28 protein-coding genes are annotated in these 25434 nt (G+C 66.7%); 9 read left to right on the top strand and 19 right to left on the bottom strand.

The genetic code is table 11. The annotated features are described in order from the left end of the window. Positions 1–3: 3 nt before the first annotated feature. Positions 4–1017 carry an adenosine kinase gene (locus tag ACFO0A_RS02230; RefSeq protein ID WP_379537350.1) on the bottom strand — a complete coding sequence of 338 codons (1014 nt, stop codon included), beginning with the start codon at positions 1015–1017 and terminating at the stop codon, positions 4–6. A 136-nt stretch (positions 1018–1153) separates the two neighbouring features. Here ACFO0A_RS02230 and ACFO0A_RS02235 point away from each other — a divergent pair, with 136 nt between their 5' ends. Further along, positions 1154–1834: an EI24 domain-containing protein gene (locus tag ACFO0A_RS02235; protein WP_379537351.1), complete on the top strand. Its 681-nt coding sequence runs from the start codon at positions 1154–1156 to the stop codon at positions 1832–1834. Further along, positions 1824–2255, top strand: a complete 432-nt coding sequence (locus ACFO0A_RS02240; protein ID WP_379537352.1) for a hypothetical protein — start codon at positions 1824–1826, stop codon at positions 2253–2255. Before ACFO0A_RS02235 ends, ACFO0A_RS02240 begins: the two co-directional genes overlap by 11 nt. Here ACFO0A_RS02240 and ACFO0A_RS02245 read toward each other — a convergent pair whose 3' ends face one another. The 9 genes from ACFO0A_RS02245 to ACFO0A_RS02285 all read right to left on the bottom strand — a co-directional run bounded on the left by ACFO0A_RS02245 (position 2256) and on the right by ACFO0A_RS02285 (position 9364). Then, positions 2256–2618: a HesB/IscA family protein gene (locus ACFO0A_RS02245; protein WP_379537353.1), complete on the bottom strand. Its 363-nt coding sequence runs from the start codon at positions 2616–2618 to the stop codon at positions 2256–2258. It abuts the gene before it with no gap. Further along, positions 2618–3112, bottom strand: coding sequence for an SUF system Fe-S cluster assembly protein (locus ACFO0A_RS02250; protein WP_379537354.1), 495 nt, complete (start codon positions 3110–3112; stop codon positions 2618–2620). The genes ACFO0A_RS02245 and ACFO0A_RS02250 overlap by 1 nt, the downstream gene beginning before the upstream one ends. After that, a complete protein-coding gene (locus tag ACFO0A_RS02255) occupies positions 3109–4347 on the bottom strand; it encodes a cysteine desulfurase (protein ID WP_379537355.1) in 1239 nt (412 codons plus the stop codon). The genes ACFO0A_RS02250 and ACFO0A_RS02255 overlap by 4 nt, the downstream gene beginning before the upstream one ends. Next, a complete protein-coding gene (locus ACFO0A_RS02260) occupies positions 4344–5084 on the bottom strand; it encodes a SufD family Fe-S cluster assembly protein (protein ID WP_379537356.1) in 741 nt (246 codons plus the stop codon). The genes ACFO0A_RS02255 and ACFO0A_RS02260 overlap by 4 nt, the downstream gene beginning before the upstream one ends. Continuing rightward, the gene (locus tag ACFO0A_RS02265) at positions 5081–5701 is read right to left on the bottom strand and encodes a cation efflux transmembrane domain-containing protein (protein ID WP_379537357.1); all 621 of its coding nucleotides are present in this window, start codon (positions 5699–5701) and stop codon (positions 5081–5083) included. The genes ACFO0A_RS02260 and ACFO0A_RS02265 overlap by 4 nt, the downstream gene beginning before the upstream one ends. After that, the gene (gene sufC / locus ACFO0A_RS02270) at positions 5698–6441 is read right to left on the bottom strand and encodes a Fe-S cluster assembly ATPase SufC (RefSeq protein WP_379537358.1); all 744 of its coding nucleotides are present in this window, start codon (positions 6439–6441) and stop codon (positions 5698–5700) included. Before sufC ends, ACFO0A_RS02265 begins: the two co-directional genes overlap by 4 nt. After that, positions 6441–7922 carry a Fe-S cluster assembly protein SufB gene (gene sufB, locus ACFO0A_RS02275; RefSeq protein WP_379537359.1) on the bottom strand — a complete coding sequence of 494 codons (1482 nt, stop codon included), beginning with the start codon at positions 7920–7922 and terminating at the stop codon, positions 6441–6443. Before sufB ends, sufC begins: the two co-directional genes overlap by 1 nt. Further along, complete coding sequence (locus ACFO0A_RS02280; protein ID WP_379537360.1) at positions 7919–8338, bottom strand: RrF2 family transcriptional regulator; 420 nt, start codon at positions 8336–8338, stop codon at positions 7919–7921. Before ACFO0A_RS02280 ends, sufB begins: the two co-directional genes overlap by 4 nt. A gap of 87 nt (positions 8339–8425) precedes the next feature. Continuing rightward, positions 8426–9364 (bottom strand): helix-turn-helix domain-containing protein, encoded by a 939-nt coding sequence (locus ACFO0A_RS02285; RefSeq protein WP_379537361.1) that lies wholly within the window; start codon positions 9362–9364, stop codon positions 8426–8428. 361 nt (positions 9365–9725) lie between these two features. On the opposite strand from ACFO0A_RS02285, the gene ACFO0A_RS02290 reads away from it, so the two are divergent. From ACFO0A_RS02290 to ACFO0A_RS02300, 3 genes are all read left to right on the top strand, one after another. Continuing rightward, positions 9726–10763 carry a quinone-dependent dihydroorotate dehydrogenase gene (locus ACFO0A_RS02290; RefSeq protein ID WP_379537362.1) on the top strand — a complete coding sequence of 346 codons (1038 nt, stop codon included), beginning with the start codon at positions 9726–9728 and terminating at the stop codon, positions 10761–10763. 10 nt (positions 10764–10773) lie between these two features. Then, positions 10774–12519, top strand: coding sequence for a gamma-glutamyltransferase (gene ggt / locus ACFO0A_RS02295; RefSeq protein ID WP_379537363.1), 1746 nt, complete (start codon positions 10774–10776; stop codon positions 12517–12519). A gap of 74 nt (positions 12520–12593) precedes the next feature. Continuing rightward, positions 12594–14420: an AMP-dependent synthetase/ligase gene (locus tag ACFO0A_RS02300; RefSeq protein WP_379537364.1), complete on the top strand. Its 1827-nt coding sequence runs from the start codon at positions 12594–12596 to the stop codon at positions 14418–14420. A 62-nt stretch (positions 14421–14482) separates the two neighbouring features. Here the strand turns inward: ACFO0A_RS02300 and ACFO0A_RS02305 are convergent, their stop codons facing one another. From ACFO0A_RS02305 to ACFO0A_RS02315, 3 genes are all read right to left on the bottom strand, one after another. Then, positions 14483–15010 (bottom strand): hypothetical protein, encoded by a 528-nt coding sequence (locus ACFO0A_RS02305; RefSeq protein WP_379537365.1) that lies wholly within the window; start codon positions 15008–15010, stop codon positions 14483–14485. Between the two features lie 67 nt (positions 15011–15077). Further along, positions 15078–16100: a sulfur carrier protein ThiS gene (thiS, locus tag ACFO0A_RS02310; protein ID WP_379537366.1), complete on the bottom strand. Its 1023-nt coding sequence runs from the start codon at positions 16098–16100 to the stop codon at positions 15078–15080. A 27-nt stretch (positions 16101–16127) separates the two neighbouring features. Then, the gene (locus ACFO0A_RS02315) at positions 16128–16499 is read right to left on the bottom strand and encodes a MerC domain-containing protein (RefSeq protein WP_379537367.1); all 372 of its coding nucleotides are present in this window, start codon (positions 16497–16499) and stop codon (positions 16128–16130) included. 138 nt (positions 16500–16637) lie between these two features. Between ACFO0A_RS02315 and ACFO0A_RS02320 the strand changes: the two genes are divergently transcribed. The 3 genes from ACFO0A_RS02320 (at position 16638) to rpsI (ending at position 18902) form a co-directional block, all read left to right on the top strand. Then, the gene (locus ACFO0A_RS02320; protein WP_379538141.1) at positions 16638–17720 is read left to right on the top strand and encodes a COX15/CtaA family protein; all 1083 of its coding nucleotides are present in this window, start codon (positions 16638–16640) and stop codon (positions 17718–17720) included. Between the two features lie 142 nt (positions 17721–17862). Then, on the top strand, positions 17863–18342 hold the full coding sequence (gene rplM, locus ACFO0A_RS02325; RefSeq protein ID WP_379537368.1) for a 50S ribosomal protein L13: 480 nt from the start codon (positions 17863–17865) through the stop codon (positions 18340–18342). After that, entirely contained in the window at positions 18342–18902 is a 561-nt protein-coding gene (rpsI, locus tag ACFO0A_RS02330; protein WP_379537369.1) for a 30S ribosomal protein S9, read from the top strand. Before rplM ends, rpsI begins: the two co-directional genes overlap by 1 nt. Positions 18903–18974: 72 nt before the next feature. Here the strand turns inward: rpsI and ACFO0A_RS02335 are convergent, their stop codons facing one another. Genes ACFO0A_RS02335 through ACFO0A_RS02345 form a run of 3 tightly spaced genes read right to left on the bottom strand, consistent with a single transcriptional unit; the run spans position 18975 to position 21012 of the window. Beyond that, entirely contained in the window at positions 18975–19835 is an 861-nt protein-coding gene (locus tag ACFO0A_RS02335) for a metallophosphoesterase family protein (RefSeq protein ID WP_379537370.1), read from the bottom strand. Next, complete coding sequence (locus tag ACFO0A_RS02340) at positions 19832–20689, bottom strand: diacylglycerol/lipid kinase family protein (RefSeq protein ID WP_379537371.1); 858 nt, start codon at positions 20687–20689, stop codon at positions 19832–19834. The genes ACFO0A_RS02335 and ACFO0A_RS02340 overlap by 4 nt, the downstream gene beginning before the upstream one ends. Positions 20690–20745: 56 nt before the next feature. After that, the gene (locus ACFO0A_RS02345; protein ID WP_379537372.1) at positions 20746–21012 is read right to left on the bottom strand and encodes a hypothetical protein; all 267 of its coding nucleotides are present in this window, start codon (positions 21010–21012) and stop codon (positions 20746–20748) included. Between the two features lie 255 nt (positions 21013–21267). Here ACFO0A_RS02345 and ACFO0A_RS02350 point away from each other — a divergent pair, with 255 nt between their 5' ends. After that, positions 21268–21564, top strand: a complete 297-nt coding sequence (locus ACFO0A_RS02350) for a UrcA family protein (protein WP_379537373.1) — start codon at positions 21268–21270, stop codon at positions 21562–21564. A 103-nt stretch (positions 21565–21667) separates the two neighbouring features. Here ACFO0A_RS02350 and ACFO0A_RS02355 read toward each other — a convergent pair whose 3' ends face one another. From ACFO0A_RS02355 to ACFO0A_RS02365, 3 genes are all read right to left on the bottom strand, one after another. Then, a complete protein-coding gene (locus ACFO0A_RS02355) occupies positions 21668–22447 on the bottom strand; it encodes a LytR/AlgR family response regulator transcription factor (protein ID WP_379537374.1) in 780 nt (259 codons plus the stop codon). Further along, the gene (locus ACFO0A_RS02360) at positions 22437–23663 is read right to left on the bottom strand and encodes a sensor histidine kinase (protein ID WP_379537375.1); all 1227 of its coding nucleotides are present in this window, start codon (positions 23661–23663) and stop codon (positions 22437–22439) included. The genes ACFO0A_RS02355 and ACFO0A_RS02360 overlap by 11 nt, the downstream gene beginning before the upstream one ends. Before the next feature lie 82 nt (positions 23664–23745). Continuing rightward, positions 23746–25272, bottom strand: coding sequence for a fumarate hydratase (locus ACFO0A_RS02365; RefSeq protein ID WP_379538142.1), 1527 nt, complete (start codon positions 25270–25272; stop codon positions 23746–23748). Between the last annotated feature and the right edge of the window lie 162 nt (positions 25273–25434).

Below are 25434 nucleotides of genomic sequence, written 5' to 3' on the forward strand. Positions count from 1 at the left end.
GTTCTAATCGCCGAGCCGGCCCGCGATCAGTTCGCGCAAGTTCACTTCGGGCCGCGCGCCATAGTGCGAGATGATCTCCGCCGCCGCGACCGCGCCCATCGTCAGGCAGGTTTCCAGGTTCTTGCCCCGAACATGGCCGGCCAAGAATCCGGCGGCAAAAAGGTCGCCCGCGCCGGTGGTGTCGACCACCTTCGCGATCAATTCTGCCTGCACTTCGGCATGGTCGGTCCCGGCCACCGCGACGGCACCATCGGCGCCGCGGGTCACGATCAGCACGGGGACCTTGTCCTTCAGCATCGCGATGCCGTCGTGAAAATCCTCATGGCCGGTCAGCGCGGCCAGCTCGACGTGGTTGGCGAAGAGGATGTCGATCTCCCCCGCCTCGATCAGCGCGCGGAAATCGTCGCCGTGACGCGAGATGACGAAGGCGTCGGACAGGGTGAAGGCAACCTTGCAGCCGGCCTTGCGAGCGGCGCTGATGGCGCGGCGCATCGCGTGCCGCGGTTCTTCGGGGTCCCACAGGTAGCCTTCAAGATAAAGCACCTTGGCCGAAGCGATCAGCGCCTCGTCAAGCGCCTCGGCCGGGAGATACTGCGACGCGCCAAGGTAGGTGTTCATCGTGCGCTGGCCGTCGGGAGTCACGAAGATCAGGCAACGCGCGGTCGGCGGATCGCCGGCGCGCGCGGGCGTCGCGAACGCGATCCCGCCGGCGCGGATGTCGTGCGCGAAAACCTCGCCGAGCTGGTCGTCGGCGACCTGCCCGATGAACGCGCAGTTCGCGCCCAGCGCTGCGAGGCCGGCGAGAGTATTGGCGGCCGAACCGCCGCTGATCTCGCGCGCCGGGCCCATCGCGTCGTAGAGTTCGCCCGCGCGGGCGGTATCGACTAGGGTCATCCCGCCGCGGGTCAGGCCGAGCCGCTCGATCAGCGCATCCTCGCAGGGTGCCATCACGTCGACGATGGCATTGCCGATGGCGATGACATCGTACTGAGGGGCATCGGAGTGCGGCTGGGTCATCGAATTGTCCTGGGGGTTGTGACGCAAAGGCGCGCGGTTAGCGACCAACCCCTTCGCAGGCAAGGCGAATGCTGGCCTCTTCAGCACATGCGATGCGGGCGATTGACAGTTGCCGGGCCAGAGGCAATCCCCGCCCATGATGTTCAGCGCCCTCTCCCTCGCCCTCGGCCAGCTTTCGGACCGCCGCATCCTTGCGGTGCTGGTCAAGACGCTGGTGGTCACGCTTGCGGTGTTCGCTGCGCTGGGCTGGCTCGGCTGGATCGGGATCGGTTGGGCGCTGGGCCAATGGGGCGCGGGCCAGGATTTCCAGACGCTGCTGGCGGTGTTGCTGGCGGTCGTCCTGGGCTGGGTGCTGTTCAGGATCGTGGCGCTGGCCGTGCTGCAGCTCTTCGCCGACGATGTGGTCCTGGCGGTCGAGGCCAGGCATTATCCCGCCGCCGCCCTGACCGAGCATCCGCTCGGCTGGCATCGCCAGGTCCAGATTGCGCTTCAGGGCGTCTTGCGTTCGCTCGGCTACAATCTGGCCGCTCTGCCGGTGGCGCTGCTGGTGATGGCGACCGGGCTGGGGCCGGCGATCGTGTTCGGACTGGTAAACGCGGTGCTTCTGGGCCGCGAACTGACCGAGATGGTGGCCCTGCGCCACCGCGACGCCGACGGATTGCCACCCCTGCCGCCGGCACTGACGCGATTGGCGCTGGGAGCAATCGTGGTGGCGCTGCTCCTCGTCCCGTTCGTCAATCTGCTCGCCCCGGTTCTCGGCGCGGCGATGGCGACCCACATCGTCCATCGCAAGCTGGCGGCGGCCCATGCAGCCTAGCCGCATCGCGATCAGCGTGGCGGCTTCCCTGGCGTTGGCCGGGTGCGCCCCCGCGGTGCCCGAATCCGGCCCGCCTCGCCCCGCGGCGAGCGCGCCGGCTACCCGCCCCGCTGCGCCGTCGCGCGCACGCGTGCCGCGCCATCTTCCGCGCACCGCCACCAGGCAGAACCTCCCCGGCCTGGAAGCGGTGATCGGCGCCCGCGCGGCGGACCTGGTGCGGATGTTCGGGCCGGCCCGGCTCGACATCGTCGAGGGCGATGCCCGCAAGCTCCAGTTCGAAGGCAGTGCCTGCGTTCTGGACGTCTATCTCTATCCGCCGGCGGAAGGGCGCGAGCCCGAAACGACTTACGTCGACGCGCGGCGCAGCGACGGCCTCGATGTCGACCGCGCGGCATGCGTCGCCGCGCTGCGCCAGCGCTGACTAGACCGTAAAGCTTTCGCCGCAGCCGCAGGCGCCCTTGGCGTTGGGATTCTCGAAAACGAAGCCCGCGGCAAAATCATCCTCGCGCCAGTCCATCGTGCTGCCGATGAGATAAAGAACCGAGCCGCCGTCGATGAAGAAGGTCCCGCCCGGGGTCTCGATCCGCTCGTCGAACGGGACGGCCTCGTTCACGTAGTCGACCGAGTACGCGAGCCCGGAGCAGCCCCGGCGCGGCGTGCTGAGCTTCACGCCGATCGCGCCTTCGGGGGCCTGTTCCATCAGGTCGGCGATGCGCTGCTCGGCGGCAGGGGTCAGCGTGACCGCGGCGGGAGTTGGACGGCGGACACGGGTTTCGACAGACATTACAGCATCCCCAGTTCGAGCCGGGCCTCGTCGCTCATCTTCGCCGGGTCCCACGCGGGATCCCACACCAGGTTGACCTCGGCATCGCCAACACCGGGCACTGCGCCCACGCGCAGTTCGACCTCGCCCGGCATCGATTCGGCTACCGGGCAATGCGGGGTGGTCAGCGTCATCGTCACCACCACATGATTCTCGGGTGAGACATCGACGCCGTAGATCAGGCCAAGGTCATAGATGTTGACCGGGATTTCCGGGTCGTAGATTTCCTTCAAGGCGCCGATCACTGCCTCGTAAAGCTCGCCGCCCGGCGCGCCGGGATCGGAGGCAGGCGGCTGCGCGGCGAGGAAGCCGTCGAGATAGTCGCGCTTGCGTTCCAGCTTGTCGGCTGCGCTTTCCGGGGGCGCGGAAGCATCGTCGACCCGCGCGCGCGGCGGCGGCGCGACAGCGTCCACTTCCTCGATCCTGATAGTCCGGTCGGCTGCCTGTTCGCTCATCCGAAAATCCTCATCGTCCGTTCGATTCCGCGCAGCAGCGCGGCCACATCGTCCTCGTCGCTGTAGAGCCCGAAGCTGGCGCGCGCCGTGGCGGGGACCTTCAAGTGATCCATCAGCGGCTGGGCGCAATGGTGCCCGGCGCGGATCGCGACGTTTTCCTCGTCCAAGATAGTGCCGAGATCGTGGGGATGCACCCCCGACAACGCAAAACTCACGATACCGGCGCTATCTTCGGGGCCGAAAAGGGTCACTGAATTTATCCGGCGCAACGCCTCGCGGGTGGTGCGGACCAGTTCGGCTTCGTGGGCGGCGATCGTGTCGATTCCGATGCTGGTCACATAATCGATCCCGGCCGCCAGCCCGATCGCCTCGACGATCGCGGGGGTGCCGGCCTCGAACCGCTGAGGAGGAGGGGCGAAGGTCGTCCGCGCGAAAGTCACGCGGTCGATCATCGAGCCGCCGCCCTGCCACGGCGGCGTCGCGGCAAGGAGGTCGGCGCGCGCCCATAGCGCCCCGATCCCGGTCGGGCCGTAGAGCTTGTGCCCGGAAAAGGCATAGAAGTCGCAATCGAGCGCGGCCACGTCGACCGCCATGCGCGGTACCGCCTGGCAGCCGTCGAGCAGCAGCAGTGCCCCGACTCCGTGCGCAAGATCGGCGGCACGGCGTGCGTCGAGCGCCGAGCCGAGAACGTTCGAGACATGCGCCAACGCAACCAGCTTGTGCGCGCCGGTCAGAATCCGCTCGGCGGCATCGAGGTCGATTCGTCCATCGGCGGTCAGCGGGCAGACGTCGATCTCGATCCCGGTGCGATCCTGGATCAGTTGCCAGGGCACGATGTTGGAATGATGTTCGAGCTGCGAAAGGAGGATGCGGTCGCCCGGCTTGAGGTTGGCGGTGCCCCAGGTCTGCGCGACCAGGTTGATCGCCTCGGTCGCGCCGCGGGTGAAGACGATCTCGTCCTCCGCTCCGCCGATAAACTCGGCAACGCGCCGCCGCGCCGCCTCGTAGCCCAGCGTCATCTCGGCGGAGCGCGTGTAGACCCCGCGATGGACCGTGGCGTAGTCCCGCCCCAGCGCGTTGCCGACGGCATCGACCACGACCTGCGGCTTCTGCGCTGTGGCGGCGGTGTCGAGATAGTGCCAGGGCGAGCCGTCCGAGTTCACGAGACCCGGGAAGTCGGCCTTGCGCCCGAGGATCGCAGCCTGCGTGGCCGTGGCGGATGCCGTGGCGCTCACAGGATGTGTCCCAGCCGGTCGAGCGCGGCCGCGGTCAGGCTCTCTTCGTCGGCCATCCCGACGAATGCCTCCGCCAGGAACGCCTGGAGCATCAGGCGCTTGGCCTGCGCTGGCGGCAGCCCGCGCGACTGGAGATAGAACAGCGCGTTGGCATCCAGCTCGCCGACCGCGCAACCATGTGCGCACTTCACGTCGTCGGCGTAGATTTCCAGCTCGGGCCGGGCGTTCGCCGTCGCTGTGCGGCTGAGCAGCATCGCTCGGACCGACTGTTCCGAATCGGTGCCGACCGCGCCACGCGCAACTGCAACCTTGCCCAGGTAGGTCCCCGTCGCATTGTCCGCGAGGACCGAGCGGATTACCTGCCGGCTGACCGCATCGGGTTCGGCGTGTGTAACCTCGGTCACGATCTCGAGCATCTGCGCGGCGCCGCCGATCTGGGCCGCGCCGAGATTGAATTGTGCGCCTTCGCTCAGCGCCACGTCGAGCGCGATCCGTCCGAACGCGCCGCCGGTATTGAGAACGGCTAGGTCGAGCCTCGCCCCGGCGCCGAGTTCGATTGCGAGATGCCGCGCGGTGCTGGTCGCGGCCTCGGCATCCTGCACGATGCTTCGCGCCAGCGTCTCACCCGCGCCGAGCGCAATCGTCTCTCGCGCGACGGGCCACAACGGGGCGAGCGCGGCAAGGTCGCTGTAGCGATAGGCCTCGTCGCGGCGCGTGGGGAGTTCGGCGAGCGTCATGCGCGCAAGCTCTGGCGGTCGTCGCGCGCGGCCTTCAGCACGTCGCTCGCCGCATCGAGGTTGAGGAGGAACACGCCGGCGCCGACGATGAGGTCGGGCCAGATCGTAGGCCAGCGGACGGTCGCCAACGCCGCGAGCAGGATCGCGACATTCGCCAGCGCATCGTTGCGCGCGCACAGCCAAGCCGCCTTGCCCAGGCTTCCGCCCGACTCGCGATGACGCATGAGAAGGAAGGCGCAGGCGACATTGGCGACGAACGCGCCAGCCGCGACCCAGCCCAGGATAACCGCATCGGGCGCACCGCCGTGGCCGGTCAGCTTGCCGTATGCGGTCCACAGCGCGGCAAGACCGGGCAGCAGCGCGATGCCCGCCATCGCGAAGCCCAGCCGCGCCCGCGCCGCCAGGCTCCAGCCCAGCGCAATCACGATCAGCGTGTTGACCGCCGCATCCTCGAGAAAGTCGGCTGAGTCGGCATAAAGGGAGACCGAGCCGATACGGTTGCTGGCGACAATCTCGACCGCGAAATAGGCGAAGTTGAGCGCCGCGACGACGAGCGCGGTGCGGCGCAGCGCGCCGGTATCGCCCACCGGAGGCAGGGGAACATCCTCGGCGATCATGCGGCGACGGCCTCGTAGCCCTCGTCCTCGAGTTGATGGGCAAGCTCCGGTCCGCCGGTGCGCACGATGCGTCCGCCGGCAAGCACATGGACGAAGTCGGGCTTCACGGTGTCGAGCAGCCGCTGGTAATGCGTGATGAGCAGCACCGCCTTGTCCGGGCGGCGCATGATCGTGTTGATGCCGTCGCCCACGATCCGCAGAGCGTCGATGTCCAGCCCGCTGTCGGTTTCGTCGAGCACCGCCAGCTTTGGATCGAGGATGCCCATCTGGACCATTTCGGCGCGCTTTTTCTCGCCGCCCGAAAAGCCGACGTTCACCGGCCGCTTGAGCATTTCCATGTCCATCCTGAGCAGGCCCGCCTTCTCGCGCACCAGCTTGAGGAATTCGCCGCCCGAGAGCGGCGCTTCGCCACGCGCCTTGCGCTGGGCGTTGAGCGATTCGCGCAGGAACTGGACGAACGAGACGCCGGGTATCTCGACCGGGTACTGGAAACCAAGGAACAGGCCGGCGGCCGCGCGCTCATGCGGGTCCATCGCCAGCAGGTCTGCGCCGTCGAAGGTCACTGAGCCCGCGGTCACCTCGTACGCGGGCCGCCCGCCGAGCGTATAGGCCAGCGTCGACTTGCCCGCGCCATTCGGCCCCATGATTGCGTGGATTTCGCCCGGCTTGATGCTGAGCGACAGGCCCCTGAGGATCGGCTTGGCCGCGACCGTGGCGTGGAGGTCATTGATTTCGAGCACTAGCCCACACTTCCTTCAAGACTGATACCGAGCAGCTTCTGCGCCTCGACCGCGAATTCCATCGGCAACTGCTGGAGCACCTCTTTCGCAAAGCCGTTGACGATCAGCGCCACCGCCTCTTCCTGGCCCAGCCCGCGTTGCATCGCGTAGAACAGCTGGTCGTCGCTGATCTTGCTGGTGGTCGCCTCGTGCTCGATCTGCGCGCCGGGATTACGCACCTCGATGTAAGGCACGGTGTGAGCGCCGCATTCGGCCCCCAGCAGCAGCGAATCGCATTGGGTGAAGTTGCGCACGCCGTCCGCATTCGGGGCGACGCGCACGAGGCCGCGATATGTATTGTTGCTGTGGCCGGCGCTGATGCCCTTCGAGATGATCGTCGAGCGGCTGCGCTTGCCGTTATGGATCATCTTGGTCCCGGTGTCGGCCTGCTGGAAATTGTTCGTCACCGCCACCGAGTAGAATTCGCCCACAGAATCCTCGCCGTTGAGGACGCAGCTCGGATACTTCCAGGTGATGGCGCTGCCGGTCTCGACCTGGGTCCAGCTGACCTTGCTGCGCGCGCCCTGGCACAGCGCCCGCTTGGTCACGAAATTGTAGATTCCGCCCTTCCCCTGCGCGTCGCCAGGGTACCAGTTCTGCACGGTCGAGTACTTGATCTCGGCATCGTCGAGGGCGACGAGCTCGACCACCGCGGCGTGGAGTTGGTTTTCATCGCGCATCGGCGCGGTGCAGCCTTCGAGGTAGCTGACGTAGCTGCCCTTGTCGGCGACGATCAGGGTCCGCTCGAACTGCCCGGTGTTTTCCGCGTTGATGCGGAAATAGGTGCTCAGCTCCATCGGGCAGCGCACGCCCTCGGGGATGTAGACGAAGGTGCCGTCCGAAAAGACCGCACAGTTGAGCGTGGCGAAGTAGTTGTCGTGCATCGGCACGACCTTGCCCAGCCAGCGACGCACGAGGTCGGGATACTCGCGGATCGCCTCGGAGATCGAGCGGAAGATGACCCCGGCGGCCTCAAGCTCCTTGCGGAAGGTCGTGGCCACGCTGACCGAATCGAACACGGCATCGACCGCGACCTTTCGCGCGCCTTCCACGCCCGCGAGCACTTCCTGCTCGGCGATAGGGATGCCCAGCTTCTCGTAAACCCGCAGAATTTCGGGGTCGACCTCGTCGAGGCTGCCGAGCTTCGGCTTTGCGCGCGGCTCCGCGTAGTAATAGGCGTCCTGGTAGTCGATCGGCGGGACATTGAGCTTCGCCCAGTCCGGCGCGGTCAGGGTCTGCCAGTGGCGGAACGCCTTCAGCCGCCAGTCGAGCATCCATTCGGGCTCGTTCTTCTTGGCCGAGATGAAACGGACGGTGTCCTCGCTCAACCCCTTCGGCGCGAAGTCCTGCTGGATGTCCGAGGAGAAGCCCCACTCGTAGGTCTCGAGCTTCTTCGCCGCCTCGCGCGCGGCGCGATCCTGGATTTCGATATCGTCGCTCACGCCGGTTCCTCCGCCATCGCGACAAGGCGGGTCAGCGGAACCTCGGCCAGCGCGCCGCGCACCGCGTTGTTGACGATGCTCCAGTGCGGACGCACCGCACAAGCGCCCTCCAGACTGCAGTCGTGACGCCCCTGCTCGACACACGGGGTCAGCGCAATCGGGCCTTCGACCGCCTCGACGATATCGGCCAGGCTGATCGCCGCTGCGGGGCGCGCGAGCATCAGCCCCCCGCCCGCGCCGCGCACCGAGCGCAGCAGGCCGGCGGCGGAAAGCTTGCTCACGAGGCGCTGGACGGTGGCCGCCGGCAATCCCGTCTCGACCGCGAGGGCCCCGGCATTGACGCGCGCACCGCCGCAATGGCGCGCTGCGGCGGACATCGTGACGACGGCATAGTCGGCCATGTTGGACAGGCGCATCGCGGCGATCTCTTAACGAAGCGGGTCCGCTCCAAAATCGGACCGGATTACTCCGATTAAATAGGGCGGCGGTCCGATTCTGGCAAGTCAGCGGTGCAGGTCGTCGGGCAGCGGTGCAACCTGCGGGCGAATCTCGCGAAAATTGCGCAAGTTCAGCAGCGCGCCGAGCACCGGGCTATCGGCTTCGCCCACCCGCGCGGGGGTGCGGCCCGCAAACAGGCGGATTTCGCGAATCATGTGCGACTGGTCGTAGAAATGTCCGGCGATGGCATCGGCATCATCGGCGGTGATGCCGGGTTCGGCGAGAAGCGAGGCAGCACGCAGCGCGCGATACTTTCGCGCGAGTTGCTTGGGCGGCAGCCCGTAATAGTAGTCGACCAGCCGCTGGACCTGACGGGGCGAATAGTTGGCCATCGCGTTGAGATCGTCGACCGATGGGCTGAGCGAACTGCCGAGCCACTGCGCTACCATCTGGATCAGGCGCACGTGACTAGATGGGACGGGGCCGATATTGCGCCGGATGGCGTCCGACAGGATCGCCTCCATCCCGCCGCCATCCAGCGCTCCGGCGTTGTAGCCCGCGATGATTCGTTCGCCAGCCGCCGCGAAATCGGCACCCAGCAATTCGGTCGCGTTGCGCAGCCGATTGCCCTCTTTCGCCGCCGACTTCCCAGTCAACGCCGCCCATCCGAGCGGAGACAGCGCCGCGCCGAAGGCATGCCACGGACCGTCGACCATGAACGGCGCCGCCACCGCGCAGGGGGTCAGGACGTTGATCGGATGGCTTGCGTCGATCATTCCGTCACGGAACGCCATCTCGCCCTTGCCGCGCATGAAGATGGACAGATTGCATCCGGTGCCCGGCTGGATGTCGTGAATCTCGCTCTCGTCGCAGCGGAACAGGTAAAAGGTGATGACGAACGGGGCGAGGTCGGGCGGGGGCGCGATGTAATCGAGCTTGATCAGCGCGAGGCTGGTCAGCCGCCCTTCACGAAGCCGTTCTTCCCTGCGCGCCGGGCTTGCCATGTCAGACGGGCGCCCCGTTGCGTAGTCTATTGATCAGCGGCCCCATGTCGGCCGCAGTCCTGCAAGCGGCCCCGCCGCACTGTCAAGCAAACAGGGCCACCACTAGCGACAAAAAAAAAGGCAGCCCCGCCGAAGCGGAAGCTGCCTTCTAAAGTGGAGAACTCGTTGCATCTCTGCTCCGAGCCCTTCGGGTCGCAAGGGCCAACTACATGCGTCCAGCGCCAGAAAATTGTATGGATTCGACAAATTGGTCCAATCCGACGGAAATTTTCGTACGATGCGGGGGAGGCTGTGGTGCGAGCCCAAGCAAGCCTCCGCTCGGCGATTGCCGCGAACGAACGCCGCTGCCATAGCGCCCTGGATGCCGCTCAGCCCGTTTTCCCTTGTTCGCCCCGCGCTCTTTGCGCTGCCGGCGGAAACCGCGCACAAGCTTTCGCTGGCAGCGCTGGGCGCGGTGCCCCTGGGACGAACCCAAATCCCCGAGGCGCTGGCCGTCCGCGTTGCGGGCCTGTCGTTCCCCTCGCCCCTCGGCGCGGCTCCGGGATACGACAAGAACGCCGAGGTCCCGGACGCGTTGTTGCGGCTGGGATTCGGCTTCGTCGAGATCGGGACGGTGACCCCTCGCCCGCAGCAGGGAAACCCACGGCCGCGCCTGTTCCGGCTGGCCGAGGACGAGGCCGTGATCAACCGGATGGGCTTCAACAACGACGGCGCCGAGGCCGTCGCGGCGCGTTTGCGTCGCCGGGCGGGGCGGCCGGGGATCGTCGGCGTCAACATCGGCGCGAACAAGGATTCGGCCGACCGGATTGCCGATTACGCGGCGATGACCAGGGCGATGGCGCCGCTCGCCAGCTACCTGACGGTCAATATCAGTTCGCCCAATACGCCGGGACTGCGCGCACTGCAGGACCAGGGCACACTGGGCGAACTGCTCGATGCCGTGGCCGAGGCGCGCGGGCGGGCCGGGCCGCCAGTGTTCCTGAAGCTTGCCCCAGACCTGCAGCCGGAAGACATCGATCCGATCTGCTGCACCGCCATCGACCGGGGGATCGACGCGCTGATCGTCTCGAACACCACGATCTCGCGCCCAACCTTGCGTTCACGCCATGCCGGTGAGGCGGGCGGGCTGTCAGGCGCGCCGCTGCGCGAGCTGGCGCTTCGCCGTTTGCGTGATTTCCGAAAAGCCAGCGGCGGCCAAATTCCGCTGATCGGAGTTGGCGGTATCGCCACTGCCGAGGATGCCTGGACGCGAATCCGCGCCGGGGCGAGCCTGATCCAGCTTTACAGCGCCATGGTCTATGCCGGCCCCGGCCTGGCCCGCACCATCAACGCGGGTCTGGTCAAGCTTATGCAGCGCGACGGGTTTACCAGCATTGCCGAGGCGATCGGGAGCGAATAGCGTTCGGGCGATGAAGCCCCACATCCTGCTTTCGCTCTGCCCGCTCGCGCTCGCCGCCTGCGCAACTCTCCCCCAGCCATCGGCGGCACCAGCCGCGCCGCCCCGCATCGGCCAGCTCGACAGCGCGCAAGTCGGCGTGCAAGGGCTCGTCAGCGCGGCCGATCCGCGTGCCGCGGAAGCTGGCGCGGAGATGCTGCGGCTGGGCGGGTCGGCGACCGATGCCGCGATCGCGACGATGCTCGCGCTTACGGTGGTCGAACCGCAGAGCTCGGGCATCGGCGGCGGCGGTTTCCTGCTGATGGGCGACGCAGCAGGCAACGTCGACACGATCGACGGCCGCGAGACCGCCCCCGCCGCGGCGACGGGCGACTGGTTCATGCGCGGCGGCAAGCCGATGGAATTTGCCGACGCCCAGCCCGGCGGCAAGAGTGTGGGCGTCCCCGGCAGCATGCGTCTCGTCGCTCTGGCGCACCGCAGCCACGGCAAGCTTGCGTGGAAGACCCTGTTCGGACCGGCAATCCGGCTTGCCCGAAATGGCTTTGCAGTCACCCCGCGGCTCAACCACGCGCTGAGCGATGGCGTGGCGACGGGCGGTTTCGATGCGGCGGCGCGCGCGATCTTCTACGATTCCGCGGGCACGCCGCGCGCGGTCGGCACCACGATCCGCAATCCCGCCCTGGCGACGACGCTGGAACGGATCGCCGCAAGGGGCGCAGGTGATTTCTACTCGGGGGCCAACGCGCGCGAGATCGCATCCAAGGTCAGCGCAGCGCCGCACAATCCCGCGCCGATGACCGTGGCCGACATCACCGCCTATGACGCAAAGGCCCGCCCGGCGGTGTGCGGGTCCTATCGCGGCTATCGCATCTGCGGGATGGGCCCGCCATCCTCCGGCGCCACGACCGTCCAGGCAATCCTGGGGCAGCTCGAGCGATTCGACCTGAAAGCACTGGGACCCCAATCTCCCGTCGCCTGGCATCTGATCGCCGAGTCCGAGCGGCTGGCCTACGCCGACCGCGAAAAATACCTGGCCGACGGGGACTTCATCAAGGTCCCGGTCGCCGGCCTGACCGACCCCTCGTATCTCGCGCAACGGGGCGAGCTGATTTCGCCAGACCGCACCCTCGCGCTCGTGCAGCCGGGGACGCCGCCCGGGGCTCGGCTGATCATGGGCGCCGCGGGCAAGACGCCGGAGGAACACGGCACCTCGCACTTCGTCGTAGTCGATCGTTCAGGCAATTCCGCGAGCTATACCTCGACGATCGAATCCGCGTTCGGGTCGGGGATCATGGTCGGCGGCTACTACCTCAACAACGAACTGACCGATTTCAGCTTTGTGCCCGACGTCGGCGGGATTCCGGTGGCCAACCGGGTCGAGGGCGGCAAGCGCCCGCGCAGTTCGATGTCGCCGACGCTGATCTACGGCCCCGACGGCAAGCTGAAGCTGGCCCTGGGCGCAGCCGGCGGGGCGACGATCATCGTCCAGGTCGCCAAGGCGATCATCGGGGTGATCGACTGGGGCCTGCCCGCCCAGCAGGCGATCGCGCTGCCAGTCCTGTTCGCGCCGGGCGGCAACACCGTCATGGTCGAAAAGGATTCCGCGCTCGAGGCGATGATCCCCGCGCTCAAGGCGCTGGGCCATGCCGATGTCCAGAGCCGCCCGATGCCGCTCAAGGCCAACGCCATCGAGCGGGTCGGCGATCGCTGGGTTGGCGCGGCCGATCCGCGCAGCGAAGGCGCGGCGGTGGCGCAATGAACCAGCGCGGTTGCCGTCATGGCGGCATCGCCCTAGACCAGCGGCAATAACGAAAGAAGGGGCAGAGGTAGCGCGTGCAGCTTGCCGACTTTGAGGGCTATACCAGCCTTGTCGCGATGTTTCTCGACCGCGCCGCCGCGCGAGCGGACCGCACCTTCCTGACATCGAAGGAGGGCGCGACCTGGAAGGGCCGCTCGTGGCGCGAGGTGGCGGACCAGGTCTGCCGGATGGCCGAGGGCCTGCGCGCCCTGGGTCTGAACGACGGCGACCGGGTCATGCTGGTCTCCGAAAACCGGCCCGAATGGTGCATTGCGGACCTGGCTATCATGGCCGCGGGGCTCGTCACCGTGCCGACCTACATCACCAATACCGAGCGCGATCACCTTCACATCCTCGAGAATTCCGGTGCGCGGGCGGTCATCGTCTCGTCGGCCAAGCTGGCGCGCCCTCTCCTTCCCGCGATCCTGCGCAGCGACCGGGCGGAGCACGTCATCGGGATCGAGCCATTGCGCCAGGCGCAGGCGGGAACCGTGCGGTTCCACGATTGGGCGAACGTTCTTGCCGGCGATACCGCCGCCGCGCGCGCGGCGGTCGAGGAACGGGCGGCCGGAATGCGCCGCGAGGACCTGGCCTGCATCATCTACACCAGCGGCACCGGCGGGGTGCCGCGCGGCGTCATGCTCCATCACGGCGCGATCCTGCGCAACGTGGCCGGTGCGGCGCGGGTCATCGCCGAAGATTTCGGCTGGGGCGACGAGGTGTTCCTCTCGTTCCTGCCGCTCAGCCATGCCTACGAGCATTCGGGCGGGCAGTTCCTCCCGATCGGTTTGGGCGCGGAGATCGCCTATGCCGAGGGCCTGGAAAAGCTCGCCAGCAACATCGAGGAGGTTCGCCCGACGATCATGGTCGTAGTCCCGCGCCTCTTCGAGGTGCTGCGCACGCGGATCATGCGCCAAGTCGAGAAGCAGGGCCGCGTCGCCAATCTCCTCATGGACCGCGCGCTCGCGTTGGGTGAGCGCGAGGCGGCAGGCAACCGCTCGCTGTTCGACCGTCCGCTGAATTTCGTCCTCGACAAGACGCTGCGTCCAAAGATCCAGGCGCGCTTCGGCGGGCGGATGAAGGCGATGGTCTCGGGCGGGGCGCCACTCAACCCCGAAATCGGCGTGTTCTTCGATTCGATGGGGCTGACTCTGCTGCAGGGCTATGGCCAGACCGAGGCCGGCCCGGTGGTGAGCTGCAACCGGCCCGCTGCGGGGATCCGCATGGACACCGTCGGCCCGCCGCTGAGCGGCGTCGATGTGAAGATCGCCGAGGACGGCGAAATCCTCGTCCGCGGCGAACTGGTCATGCATGGCTACTGGCGCAACGAGGAGGAGACGTCCCGCGTGCTCAAGCGCGACCTGGCTGACCCTGACGGGCCGCCCTGGTTGCACACCGGCGACATCGGCCATTTCGACGAAGCCGGGCGGATCATGATCACCGACCGCAAGAAGGACATGATCGTCAACGACAAGGGCGACAATGTCGCGCCGCAGAAGATCGAAGGCATGCTGACGCTTCAGCCCGAGATCGCGCAGGCGATGGTGACCGGCGACCGCCGCCCCTACATCGTGGGGCTGATCGTACCCGACAGCGAATGGGCCGTGGCCTGGGCGCAGGCGCAGGGCGAGAAGTTCGACATGGCGGCGCTTCAGGGCCTGCCGGCCTTCCGCAGCGCCGTCCGCGCGGCGGTGGACCGGGTCAATGCCGACGTTTCAGTGATCGAGAAAGTCCGCCAGTTCGCCTTCGCCGATGAACCGTTCGGGATCGAGAACGAGGAAATGACCCCGAGCCTGAAGATTCGCCGCCACAAGATTCGCGAACGCTACGGTGCCCGGCTGGATGCGCTCTACAAGGCGTAAGGCTGAGCAATACCTAGGGACTTGATGCAGCTTCAGCCTGAGGCGCAGCAAGTCCCGGCTAATTACGCCGCTTCCTTGGCCACCCATTCGGGATAGAACGTCGGCGCGCGGGCCGACCAGCCGGGAGCGGTCGCCGCCGCTTCGCTCAGCGACTGGAGCAGCAGCTTGCGCCGCTCGGGACGGATCTGGGGCAGCGCCGCGGCCGCGCAGAAGGCCGATGGAAGCCAGGGTCGCACGTCGGCCCCGAGCAGCCGCTCATAGAGGAAACGATAGGCGGCAAAGCAGGTCAGCCGGTCCTGTCCGAGATCGAACGCGCTGATCCGCATGAGGCGGCCCATGAACTCCTCGATCCCGTCGAGGCCCGCGCCGTCGGGCATGGCGCTGCGCAAGGTCTTGAGTTGCTGATACTGCGCATATTGGCTGCGGATCGCGGTGCGCTCTTCGTCGTTGCGCGCCCACAGCCGGAATGCGTCCTGACGGCCTAGCCCGATGTCGAGGCTGCGCTTGATGTAGCGCTGCTCGCCGGAAGTGAAGCTGGCGAATTCGCGCAGTTCGGAAATCGTCAGCGAAGTGGTTTCGATGCTGGCCATGCGGCCTTCCCCCCTGTTGGAGAGGCCACAATCGCGCAACATGGTTAATTCGAAGTTAGCGCGCGGTTTAAATAAGTCCTGCCAGCGGGCTCGAGGGATCGGCATACTTGCGCGTGGCCATCCGGCCCGATCGGTATGCCTCGCGGCCCGCCTCGACAGCGAGTTTCATCGCGCGGGCCATGCGGACCGGGTCCTTCGCCTCGGCAATGGCGGTGTTCATCAGCACGCCGTCGCAGCCCAGCTCCATCGCCACCGCGGCGTCGCTTGCGGTGCCTACCCCGGCGTCGACCAGCACGGGAACACTGGCGCCTTCCACGATCAGGCGGATCGTAACCCGGTTCTGGATGCCGAGACCCGAGCCGATCGGTGCGCCGAGCGGCATGACCGCGACCGCGCCGGCGCTTTCCAGCTGCTTTGCCGCGATCGGATCGTCGGTGCAGTAGACCATGGGGAGGAAGCCCTCCTTGGCGAGAACCTCGGTCGCCTTCAACGTCTCGCGCATGTCGGGATATAGGGTGCGCGCCTCGCCCAGAACCTCGAGCTTCACCAGGTCCCAGCCGCCCGCCTCGCGCGCCAGGCGCAGCGTGCGGATCGCGTCTTCGGCGGTGAAGCAGCCCGCCGTATTCGGCAGGTAGGTGATGCGCTTGGGGTCGATGAAGTCGGTGAGCATCGGCGCCTTGGGGTCCGACACGTTGACCCGGCGGACCGCCACGGTGACGATCTCGGCGCCCGACGCGGCGACCGCTGCCGCGTTCTGTGCGAAATCGCGATATTTGCCGGTGCCCACGATAAGCCGCGATGTGAACCGGCGGCCAGCGACGGTCCAGCTATCCTCATCCGCCGGCGCCGCTTCGCCGCCTCCCACGAAATGGACGATCTCGAGCACGTCACCTTCGGCTAGCGCCACCTCGCCCAGCGTCGAGCGGGCGACGATCACGCCGTTGCGTTCGACCGCGACCTTTGCGGGATCGAGTTCCAGCGACCGGACCAGTTCCGCGATCGATGATCCCGGTGATGCGCGGCGCGGCTCGCCGTTCACGGTGAGCGAGAGCGACGGGAGGAGCGAGGAAGGTGATTGGCCGGAAGACATGCCGCGCTGATAGCGGCGGCGCCGCGACTAGGCCAGATGCCTTACGTTGCGCCAGTGCGCGAAGGCGACAAGCGCCACGCCGCAAATGGTAAGCAAGGCTTCGACCGGGCCGTGCCTTGCGGCAAGTGCGGTCGCCATCAGCGACAAACCGGCGCCGCCGATCAGCAGCGGCGCGACATTGCGGTGACGGTAGACGCCAAGGCCGATCGCAAGCGACCCGACAACGATCGCCAGGGCGAGGCCGACCTCGTGAATGGCCGGGTTGGCAAGCACTCCTCCGCCCACGCCGAACAGGACAACGACCAGCAATGTCGCCAGGCAATGCACCGCGCACAGGCCGGAAAGCAGAATTCCCAGCCGGTCGAATCGGTCGCGCAGGCTCAGGAGGGCGTCGCTCATGGACGCGATATATGTGACAATATATCATGATGCAAGGTCCGACGCGGCGGATGGATAATGCGCTTGATGTTTGGACGCGGCCGGATCAGGGAGCCGGCCATGAGCGCGCTTGCCGAAAGGAATGCGGGGTTGAGCACGATGGACGGTCGGGGCCGGGCTGGCGAGGCACGTTCGCGAGGGGCTCCGCGGCTTCTCTCCAACTGGCTGCTGCTGGTGGCCTTGTTGATCGTCGCAATCGTCGCGGTCGGCGGGATTACCCGCCTCACTGAATCGGGGCTGTCGATCACGCAATGGAAGCCGATCAGCGGCATCGTGCCCCCGCTCAATGACGCGCAGTGGGAAGCCGAGTTCGCCCATTACCGCGAAATTCCCCAGTATGCGGCGCACAACGCGGGGATGACGCTCGACGGCTTCAAGACGATCTTCTTCTGGGAATACGTGCATCGCCTGCTCGGCCGGGTGATCGGCCTGGCAATCGCGCTACCCCTCGCTTGGTTCTGGCTGCGCAAGCAGATCCCCGCCGGCTATGGCCCGCGGCTTTTCGCGCTTCTCGCGCTCGTCGGACTGCAGGGCGCGCTCGGCTGGCTGATGGTCCGCTCTGGTCTCACCGACCGGACGGAGGTGGCCCCGCAGTGGTTGGCCGCGCACCTCGCGACCGCGCTCTTCACGATGGGGGCGATGATCTGGACCGCGCTCGACTTGCGGGCGCTTGCCGCCGATCCCGCCGCACGCCCCGCCCGGCTCCGCGCGCTGGGCGCCGCGACCTTGGCCATTCTGGCCGTCCAGATCGTGTACGGCGCATTGATGGCAGGCCTTCGCGCAGGGCTGGTGACCGATCAGTGGCCGCTGATGAACGGGACCTTCTTTCCCGGACCCACGCAGGCAGGGGCGAGTCCCGCTTACCTGCTCTTTGCGGATCCCGCGATAGTGCATTTCATCCATCGCTGGTTCGCCTGGGCCGCGGTGGCCGCGCTGATCGTTCTGGCGCGCGCAGTGAAGCGCAGCGGGGATCGTGCGCCGAGCATCGCAATCCATTCCGCTTTCGGCAGCCAGATCCTTCTCGGCATCGCCACGGTGATGAGCGGCGTGGAACTTTGGCTGGCGGTGCTTCATCAACTGGTCGGCGCGCTGCTTGTCGTAGCGACGGTCTGGGGGGTGTTTGCGATCGGCAAGACCGAGCGTCAGCCCAACACCGGAATGGCGCAGCCGACAATCCATTAGTCGGCGGTATCATTTTACCTCTCGGCAAACGCCCCGATTTGCTTGACTTGAAGCGCCCATTCCATCAGATGCGCCGCTTCCCGGAACACCGGCGCATCTCGCGCCTCCGGTACCATTCGCAAATTCGAAGGACCGTCAGCCCATGAAGGCTCTCAGCAAGGTCACCCGGTCGGTCAAGCCGGCCGAGGTCGACAAGAAATGGCATCTGATCGATGCCGATGGCCTGGTGGTAGGTCGCCTCGCGGTGATCATCGCCAATCGCCTGCGCGGCAAGCACAAGCCCAGCTTCACTCCCCACGTCGATTGCGGTGACCATGTCGTCGTCATCAACGCGGGCAAGGTTCGTCTGACCGGCAACAAGCTGAAGCAGAAGACCTACTACAAGCACACCGGCTATGCCGGCGGGATCAAGGAAATCACTGCCGACAAGGTGCTGGACGGCCGCTTTCCCGAGCGCGTCCTCGAAAAGGCTGTCGAGCGCATGGTCCCCCGCGGGCCGCTGGGCCGTGCCCAGATGCGTGCGCTGCACCTCTACGCCGGCACCGAGCATCCTCACGCGGGCCAGCAGCCCGAGACGCTCGATGTCGCTTCGCTCAATCGCAAGAACAAGGTGGGCGCCTGATGTCCGACGAAACCCCCAACCAGGTCCAGTCGCTTGCCGACCTCAAGGACCTGACCTCGGTCGCTCCGGCGGCTGCTGCTTCGGCCGAGCCCGCGGGCGAGGGTGAAGTTCCCGCTGCGCCGCCGGTTCGCACCGGTCCAGCCGCGATCATCCGCGACAAGGAAGTCGATGCGCAGGGCCGTGCCTATGCCACCGGCCGCCGCAAGGACGCGGTCGCCCGCGTCTGGATCAAGCCCGGCAGCGGCAAGATCACGGTCAATGGTCGCGATCAGGAAGTCTACTTCGCCCGTCCGACCCTGCGCCTGGTGATCAACCAGCCCTTCGACGTTGCCGAGCGTTCGGGCCAGTACGATGTCGTCTGCACCGTCAAGGGCGGCGGGCTTTCGGGCCAGGCCGGCGCGGTCAAGCACGGCATCGCCCAAGCGCTGAGCAAGTTCGAGCCGCTGCTGCGCAGCTCGGTCAAGGCCGCCGGCTTCCTTACCCGCGACCCGCGTGTCGTCGAGCGTAAGAAATACGGCCGTGCCAAGGCGCGCAAGAGCTTCCAGTTCTCGAAGCGCTGATCCAGCCTGCGCGCAATACGAAATGGGGCGGTCCGGCAACGGGCCGCCCTTTTTCTTGTGTCCGAACGGGCCTTAGTGGACGGGTGGATCCTCGGCCGGGACGGTGCCGACCGGCGCAACCGGGTCCTGCGACTTGCGCGGCGGCAGGGCGTTCGCGGGAACCTCGTCGATCTGCATCGCGGGCGTCGTCACGCCTTCGAGATTTCGCACCCGCACATCGATCCCGTCGCGTGTAAGAACGATCTGGTTGAAACTCGGCGGCGTCGACCTGATTCGCTTCGACAAGGTGCCCGCGCCAATCATCCGCAGCGGTCCAGACGCGGTCTCGGCAAACAGATCGAACGCATCGTGGACGTGGCCAGTCAGTATGGCGCTCACCTTGCGCCGCGCCAACTCTTCCATCGCGTGCGCGCCATTGATGGTTAGCCTTCGCCCGTTGGGGTCCCGCTCGGTCAATGGGTGGTGCGCCGTCACGAGAACACGGCGATCACTGGGCAGCGCATCGATCGCATCAAGCGTCTCGCGAAGTGCCTTCGGCGTGACCCAGCCGTTCGACCAGTGAAAGCGCCACTGCGCCCGCGCGGTTGTCTTGAGCGACACGATCGAGACGCCCGGCAGGTCGATGTCGCGCTCGATCAGCGATTCGATTCCGCGAAAACGGCGATAGGGATCGACGAAACGCTCGATCAGATTGAAATAGGGCATGTCGTGATTGCCGACCTCGACCGTTACCGGCGGGCCGAGGCTGCTGATCCATCGACAGGCGGCGGCATATTCACGATGGCGCGCGCGCATTGTCAGGTCGCCGGTCACGAGCACGGCGGCGGGGCGCTCGGTGGCAATGCATTCCTCGACCCAGGACAGGGCGCGCTTGTCCTCGAGCCCGAAATGGATGTCGCTGATGTGAAACAGGGTTGTTGCCGGATCGCTCATGCGCCCGCTTGTGCCGTCGAAGAGGAAAGAAACGCAACCTCGCAAGGATGCGTGGTGATCGTTTCGCGGGTTCCCCCAGTGCGCCGCTCTCCGTCGATCATCAGTTCTATCGGCGCTTCGGAAATGCAGATGACCTCGTCCTGCACGCCGAGTTCGTCATGCGGACCTTCGCGAAAATCCCTGCGGATCAGCGCAACGCCTTGCTTGGCGTAATCGGCCAGGCCTTGCGCGCCATAGCCATCGGCCACCAGCCTGCCGTCGTTCAAATGCGCGCGGACCGCGGCATACCCTTCCGGCCGTCCCAGCGGTGGATCGCCGACGACGACCATGGGGCCCGCCGCGCTCTGGCTGATGGCTTCGCCCAGAGAGCTTGCGATTTCCGCAATGTCGCCGTCGCGCATTGTCTCGCGCACGTCCGACCAATGCGCGCCCGGGCCGGCCACGATCTCGCACAGCGCATCGCCCTGCGAGCAACGCAGGAGAAGACGGTCGACCCGGGTCAGGCGGCCCGCTGCGAGATCAGCGACGATGACTTCAGGCGTTGCGTCGCCGTGCAGCGACTTTGCCAGCAGGTTCTGAGTTCCGCCCGGCAACACGAGGACTTTGCCCTCCCAGCCGTAGAGCCCGCTGATCGCCGCGTTTGCAGTGCCGTCTCCCGCGAATATGGCGAGGGTATCGACCCCAGCCCGTTCCAGCGCCGCGCGGTCCGGCAGGTCGTCGTCGGGGAGCGCCACCGTGACCGCAGCGGGGTGGCCGGCATGCGCCAACGCCTGTTCCAGGTTCGCGATCGCCTTGGGATCGTTGCTGCCGCTGGCGTTGTTGACGAGCAGCCAAAGCAGTTCATTTTCGCTCATGCGGGCCAAGCGCGCCGCATCCCCCGAAGTTCCCGGCGACGGGCTAATCGGCGGCTTTACAGGCGGTCGGTCAGGATGAGCCAAGCCGAGAAGCTGTTGAGCATCGAATAGACGACGTAGGCGATGGCCGCGCCGATCATCCCTTCCGCCGCCAAGAGCAGCGCGGCGAGCAGCATCAGGAACTCCACCCCCAGGCTGAAGCGCCCGCCCAGGGCATGATAAAACCACGGCATCCGGCCAAGGAGCGGATGCCCGCTTTCCATGACGGCCTTGTGCAGGGTGAAGTTGCCGATTCCCAGCAGGAAGGTGATCAGAATTGGCATGGTGGGGTGGCCTGAATGTAGGGACCCGCGTCGCACTTGCCAGCAAAAGCTGTCGCGCCCGGGCATCTTCCCTGCCGTTCGTGGACCCGCGAATGCTGTTCGTCGGCGCGGCGCGCCTTCGGTCGACACCGATCGCTTGCCCGTCGACCACGGCGCGCGCGGCGGCGCCTGGCGGCGTAGCAAGATGGGGCACGGCAACGCTACGACCCCAGCCAGACCACCCAGCCGTGCGGGATCGATAAGAGGATCACGATCATGATGGGCAAGCTCTTCGCCGCCGCTGCAATCGCCGCCGCAACCCTCGCCACCAGCCCCGCCGCGTTCGCCGGCAGCGTCATCGTCAATTACGGCGATCTTAACCTCGAAACCGAGGCAGGCCAGGCCACACTGGACGGCCGGATCAACCGCGCCGCGCGCGATGCCTGCGAAATCTCGAGCGGCCGTCGCACTCTCGTCCAGACGACGGCGGACCAGGCATGCATCTCCGCTGCCAAGGAGAACGCCAAGCTTCGCGTCGCGATGATGCGCAAGAACACCCGCGTCGGCGGCTGACCCGCACCGACGGGTTTTGCCCGGGCTGGTCCAGTCCCCCGGCCCGGGCAATTTTTCCCAGCAAAATCGACAAGGCCCGTCCGAAAGACGGGCCTTCTTGACGTCAGCGTCCGGCCATTGCCTTGACCTGCGGCAGATAGGTTCGCCCGATCCGGGCCTGGTCGCCATTGACCAGTTCGACCGACCACACCCCGAGCCCGTCGTGCCGAAGGCCCGCGATGCGATCGCGACGCAGGATCACCGAGCGGTGGATACGAATGAACTGCGCGGGATCGAGCCGCGCCTCGAGCCCCGCGATGGTCTGTAGCAGCAGATAGCTGCGCTCGCCCACGTGGAGCCGCACGTAATCTCGCTCGGCATCGATCCGGTCGACGTCGGCGGCAGCGAGGCGTAGCAGCTCAGAGCGATGCGGCACCCAGAATTCGGCGATCCAGCCGCTGGCCGCAGGCCGGGTGGCCTCCGGGCGGCGGCTGATCGCGCGATCGATCGCCCTCTCCAGCCGCTCGGCGGTGACGGGCTTGAGGACATAGTCGACTGCATCGAGGTCGAACGCCTCGACCGCGAAGCTGTCATGCGCGGTCACGAACACCAGCGCCGGCCGGTGCGCCGCGGCATCCCCGTGGACCGAGTTTCGCGACAGCTGCCGCGCGACCGCAAGGCCATCGACTTCGGGCATTGTCATGTCGAGCAGGACAAGGTCGGGGTGCAGCGCGTCGATCAGGCGCAGCGCCGCCGCGCCGTCGTTGGCCGTGCCGACGATCTGCAGGGAATGGATTCCCGCGCAGATGATCTGCATCCGCTCGATCGCCAACGGTTCGTCGTCGACGATCAGCGTGCGAAGTTGGGCTTGCGGCACCGGTTCGGGCGAGCGATCAGCAGCCATGGCGAACGAGCGGCAGGCGGATGATCGTGGCGTAGCCCGCGCCGGTCGATCCCGACACGACGCTCGCTTCTGCCCCGAAACGCGCCGCCAGACGGTCGCGGACGTTGCGTAGGCCGATACCGCATCCATCCATATCCGCCGGGCGGCGGCCCTGCTCTGCCGCGCCGGGGCCATCGTCTGACACCGTCACCACAAGCCGGCCATGTTCTTCGCGCGCCGCAAGCGTAATGGTCACCGCGCGCGCCACGGGCGCGACGCCGTATTTCACCGAGTTTTCCACGAGCGGCTGGAGCAGCATTCCCGGAATGCAGGCAGAAGCCAGTTCGCGCGGCACGTCGATAACTGTGCGGAGCCGGTCCGGAAAGCGCACGCCTTCGACCTGGAGGTAGAGCTGCTGAAGTCTGATTTCCTCTTCCAACGGTACGTCCGCCGTCGGATCGCCGGCGAGGCTGCGGCGATAGAATGTCGAGATCGTCTGGATCATCGTTTCGGCGGCCGCCGTCTTACCGGTCAGCACCAGCGCCGAGAGCGAGTTCAGCGTATTGAAGAGAAAGTGCGGATTGACCTGGTAGCGCAGGCTCCGCAGTTCCGCCGAGCGGGCGGCACGCCGATACTCGCCCTCGCGCCGCTCCGCCGCGCGGGCCGTCTCGGCATAGCTCAACGCAAAATAAAGCGCGGCCCAGGCAACGAGAAGAAAGTAGCGGCCGACCGCCACATCGGTGAGCTGCTTCCACATTCCCGCCTGGTCGAGCTTGGCCTGGATCGTGTCGAGCTGCTCGCGCGGGACGCCTTGCGGATCCGGAATCTCGAGCACGACGTTGCCCGACATGTCGTGGCGCAGCTGGATGTCACGCTTCATCGCGCTTACGACGACCTTGTGTTCGAGGCTGGCGAAAGCCTGCTGGTTCACCGCGGCAAGCAGCGTTGCCGCCGGGATCATGAAAACAAGCGCCACCGCGATCCGCACAGCCAGCGGCTTTCCGTCGCACTGGCGGATGAACCACCAGGCGAACAAGGTGACCGCGATGCCGACCAGGGTGACGAGCCCGCGTCGCAGGAACATTTCGAGGAAGAAGTCGTCGTCGAGGACCGTGCTGCGCAGCGTGATCAGGATGTAGTAGAAAATCCAGACGCCGGCGGCGGAAGCGATCACTGCCCGAAACGGAACGCGCGCTATTGGATCGGGCTCTATGCCGACTTCGATGGGTACTGCCATTGCCGCGGCATAGCCGGAGGTATCCGCGGCTGGCCAGCGGCTTGATCGAACCGGATCGGCGGTTGGTCGAATGGCCGCGACCTCAAGTGCCTTCGAGGAGATGTTCGCGCGCGATCCGTTCGCGCCACACCAGCGGGGCCAGCTCATGGACATTGTTGCCCTCGGCATCGACGGCGACCGTCACCGGCATGTCCTCAACCACGAACTCGTAAATCGCCTCCATCCCCAGGTCCTCGAACCCGACGACCTTGGCCTCGCGGATCGCCCGGCTCACCAGATAGGCGGCGCCGCCGACGGCCATGAGATAAGCCACCTTGTGCTTGGCGATCTCCTTGACCGCCCCCTGCCCGCGCTCGGCCTTGCCGATCATCGCGAGGAGCCCGAGATCGAGCATCATGTCGGTGAACTTGTCCATCCGGGTGGCGGTGGTCGGCCCTGCCGGTCCTACGACCTCACCCATGATCGGATCGACCGGGCCGACGTAGTAGATCGCGCGGCCCCGGAAATCGACCGGGAGCGGCTCGCCCTTGGCGACCATGTCCTGGATGCGCTTGTGCGCCGCGTCGCGGCCGGTAAGCATCGCGCCGTTGAGCAGCAGCCGGTCGCCGTGCTTCCAGCTGCGCACTTCCTCGGGCGTGAGCTTGTCGAGATCGACGCGCTTGGCGGCTTTGTCGGGCGCCCAGTTGACGTCGGGCCAGTCGGCCAGGTTGGGCTTTTCCAGGAAGGTCGGACCCGATCCGTCGAGCGTGAAGTGCGCGTGCCGGGTGGCCGCGCAGTTCGGGATCATCGCCACCGGCTTGCCCGCGGCATGGCACGGCCAATCGAGGATCTTGACGTCAAGGATGGTGGACAGTCCGCCGAGGCCTTGCGCACCGATGCCGAGCGCATTGACCTTATCGTAGATTTCCACGCGCATCTTCTCGATGTCGGTCTGCGGCCCGCGCTGCTTGAGCTGCGCCATGTCGATCGGGTCCATCAGGCTCCGCTTGGCCAGGCTCATGCAATGTTCCGCCGTTCCGCCGATGCCGATCCCCAGCATCCCCGGCGGGCACCAGCCGGCACCCATCTGGGGCAGCATCTCGATCACCCAGTCGACGATCGAATCACTGGGATTCATCATCTTGAACTTCGACTTATTTTCGCTGCCGCCGCCCTTCGCCGCGACATCGACCCCGACCTTGCTGCCAGGAACCATCGTTACCGAAAGGACACAGGGCGTGTTGTCGCGGGTGTTGCGCCGCGTGAACGCTGGATCGGCGAGGATCGAGGCGCGTAGCTTGTTCTCGGGATTGAGATAGGCGCGGCGCACGCCCTCGTCGACGACCTCCTGCAGCGAACGGCCGGATTCGAGGCGACAGTCCTGGCCCCATTCGATGAAGACGTTGACGATGCCGGTGTCCTGGCAGATCGGGCGGTGGCCCTCGGCGCACATCCGACTGTTGGTCAGGATCTGGGCGATGGCGTCCTTCGCCGCGGGGCTCTGCTCGGCCTCGTAGGCGACGCCCAGCGCACGGATGTAGTCCATCGGGTGGTAGTAGCTGATGAACTGCAGCGCATCGGCCACGCTGTCGATCAGGTCCTCCTCGCGGATCGTCACCATGTCGCCCATATCGATACTCCCGCCGTGCTGGTCGGCCCACCGCTTACCCCTGCCGCCCGGTGCTGCCAAGAAGCGCTTGGCGCACAATTTTCCATCCTCTAAAGCAACTGGATTGCCGCCGTGTATTATTAGTGTAAGACACCCGGCGCCCGGCGGCGCGACGACAAGGAA

The sequence above is a fragment of the Novosphingobium tardum genome (genome assembly GCF_042652045.1).
Taxonomy (GTDB): Bacteria; Pseudomonadota; Alphaproteobacteria; order Sphingomonadales; family Sphingomonadaceae; genus Novosphingobium; species Novosphingobium tardum.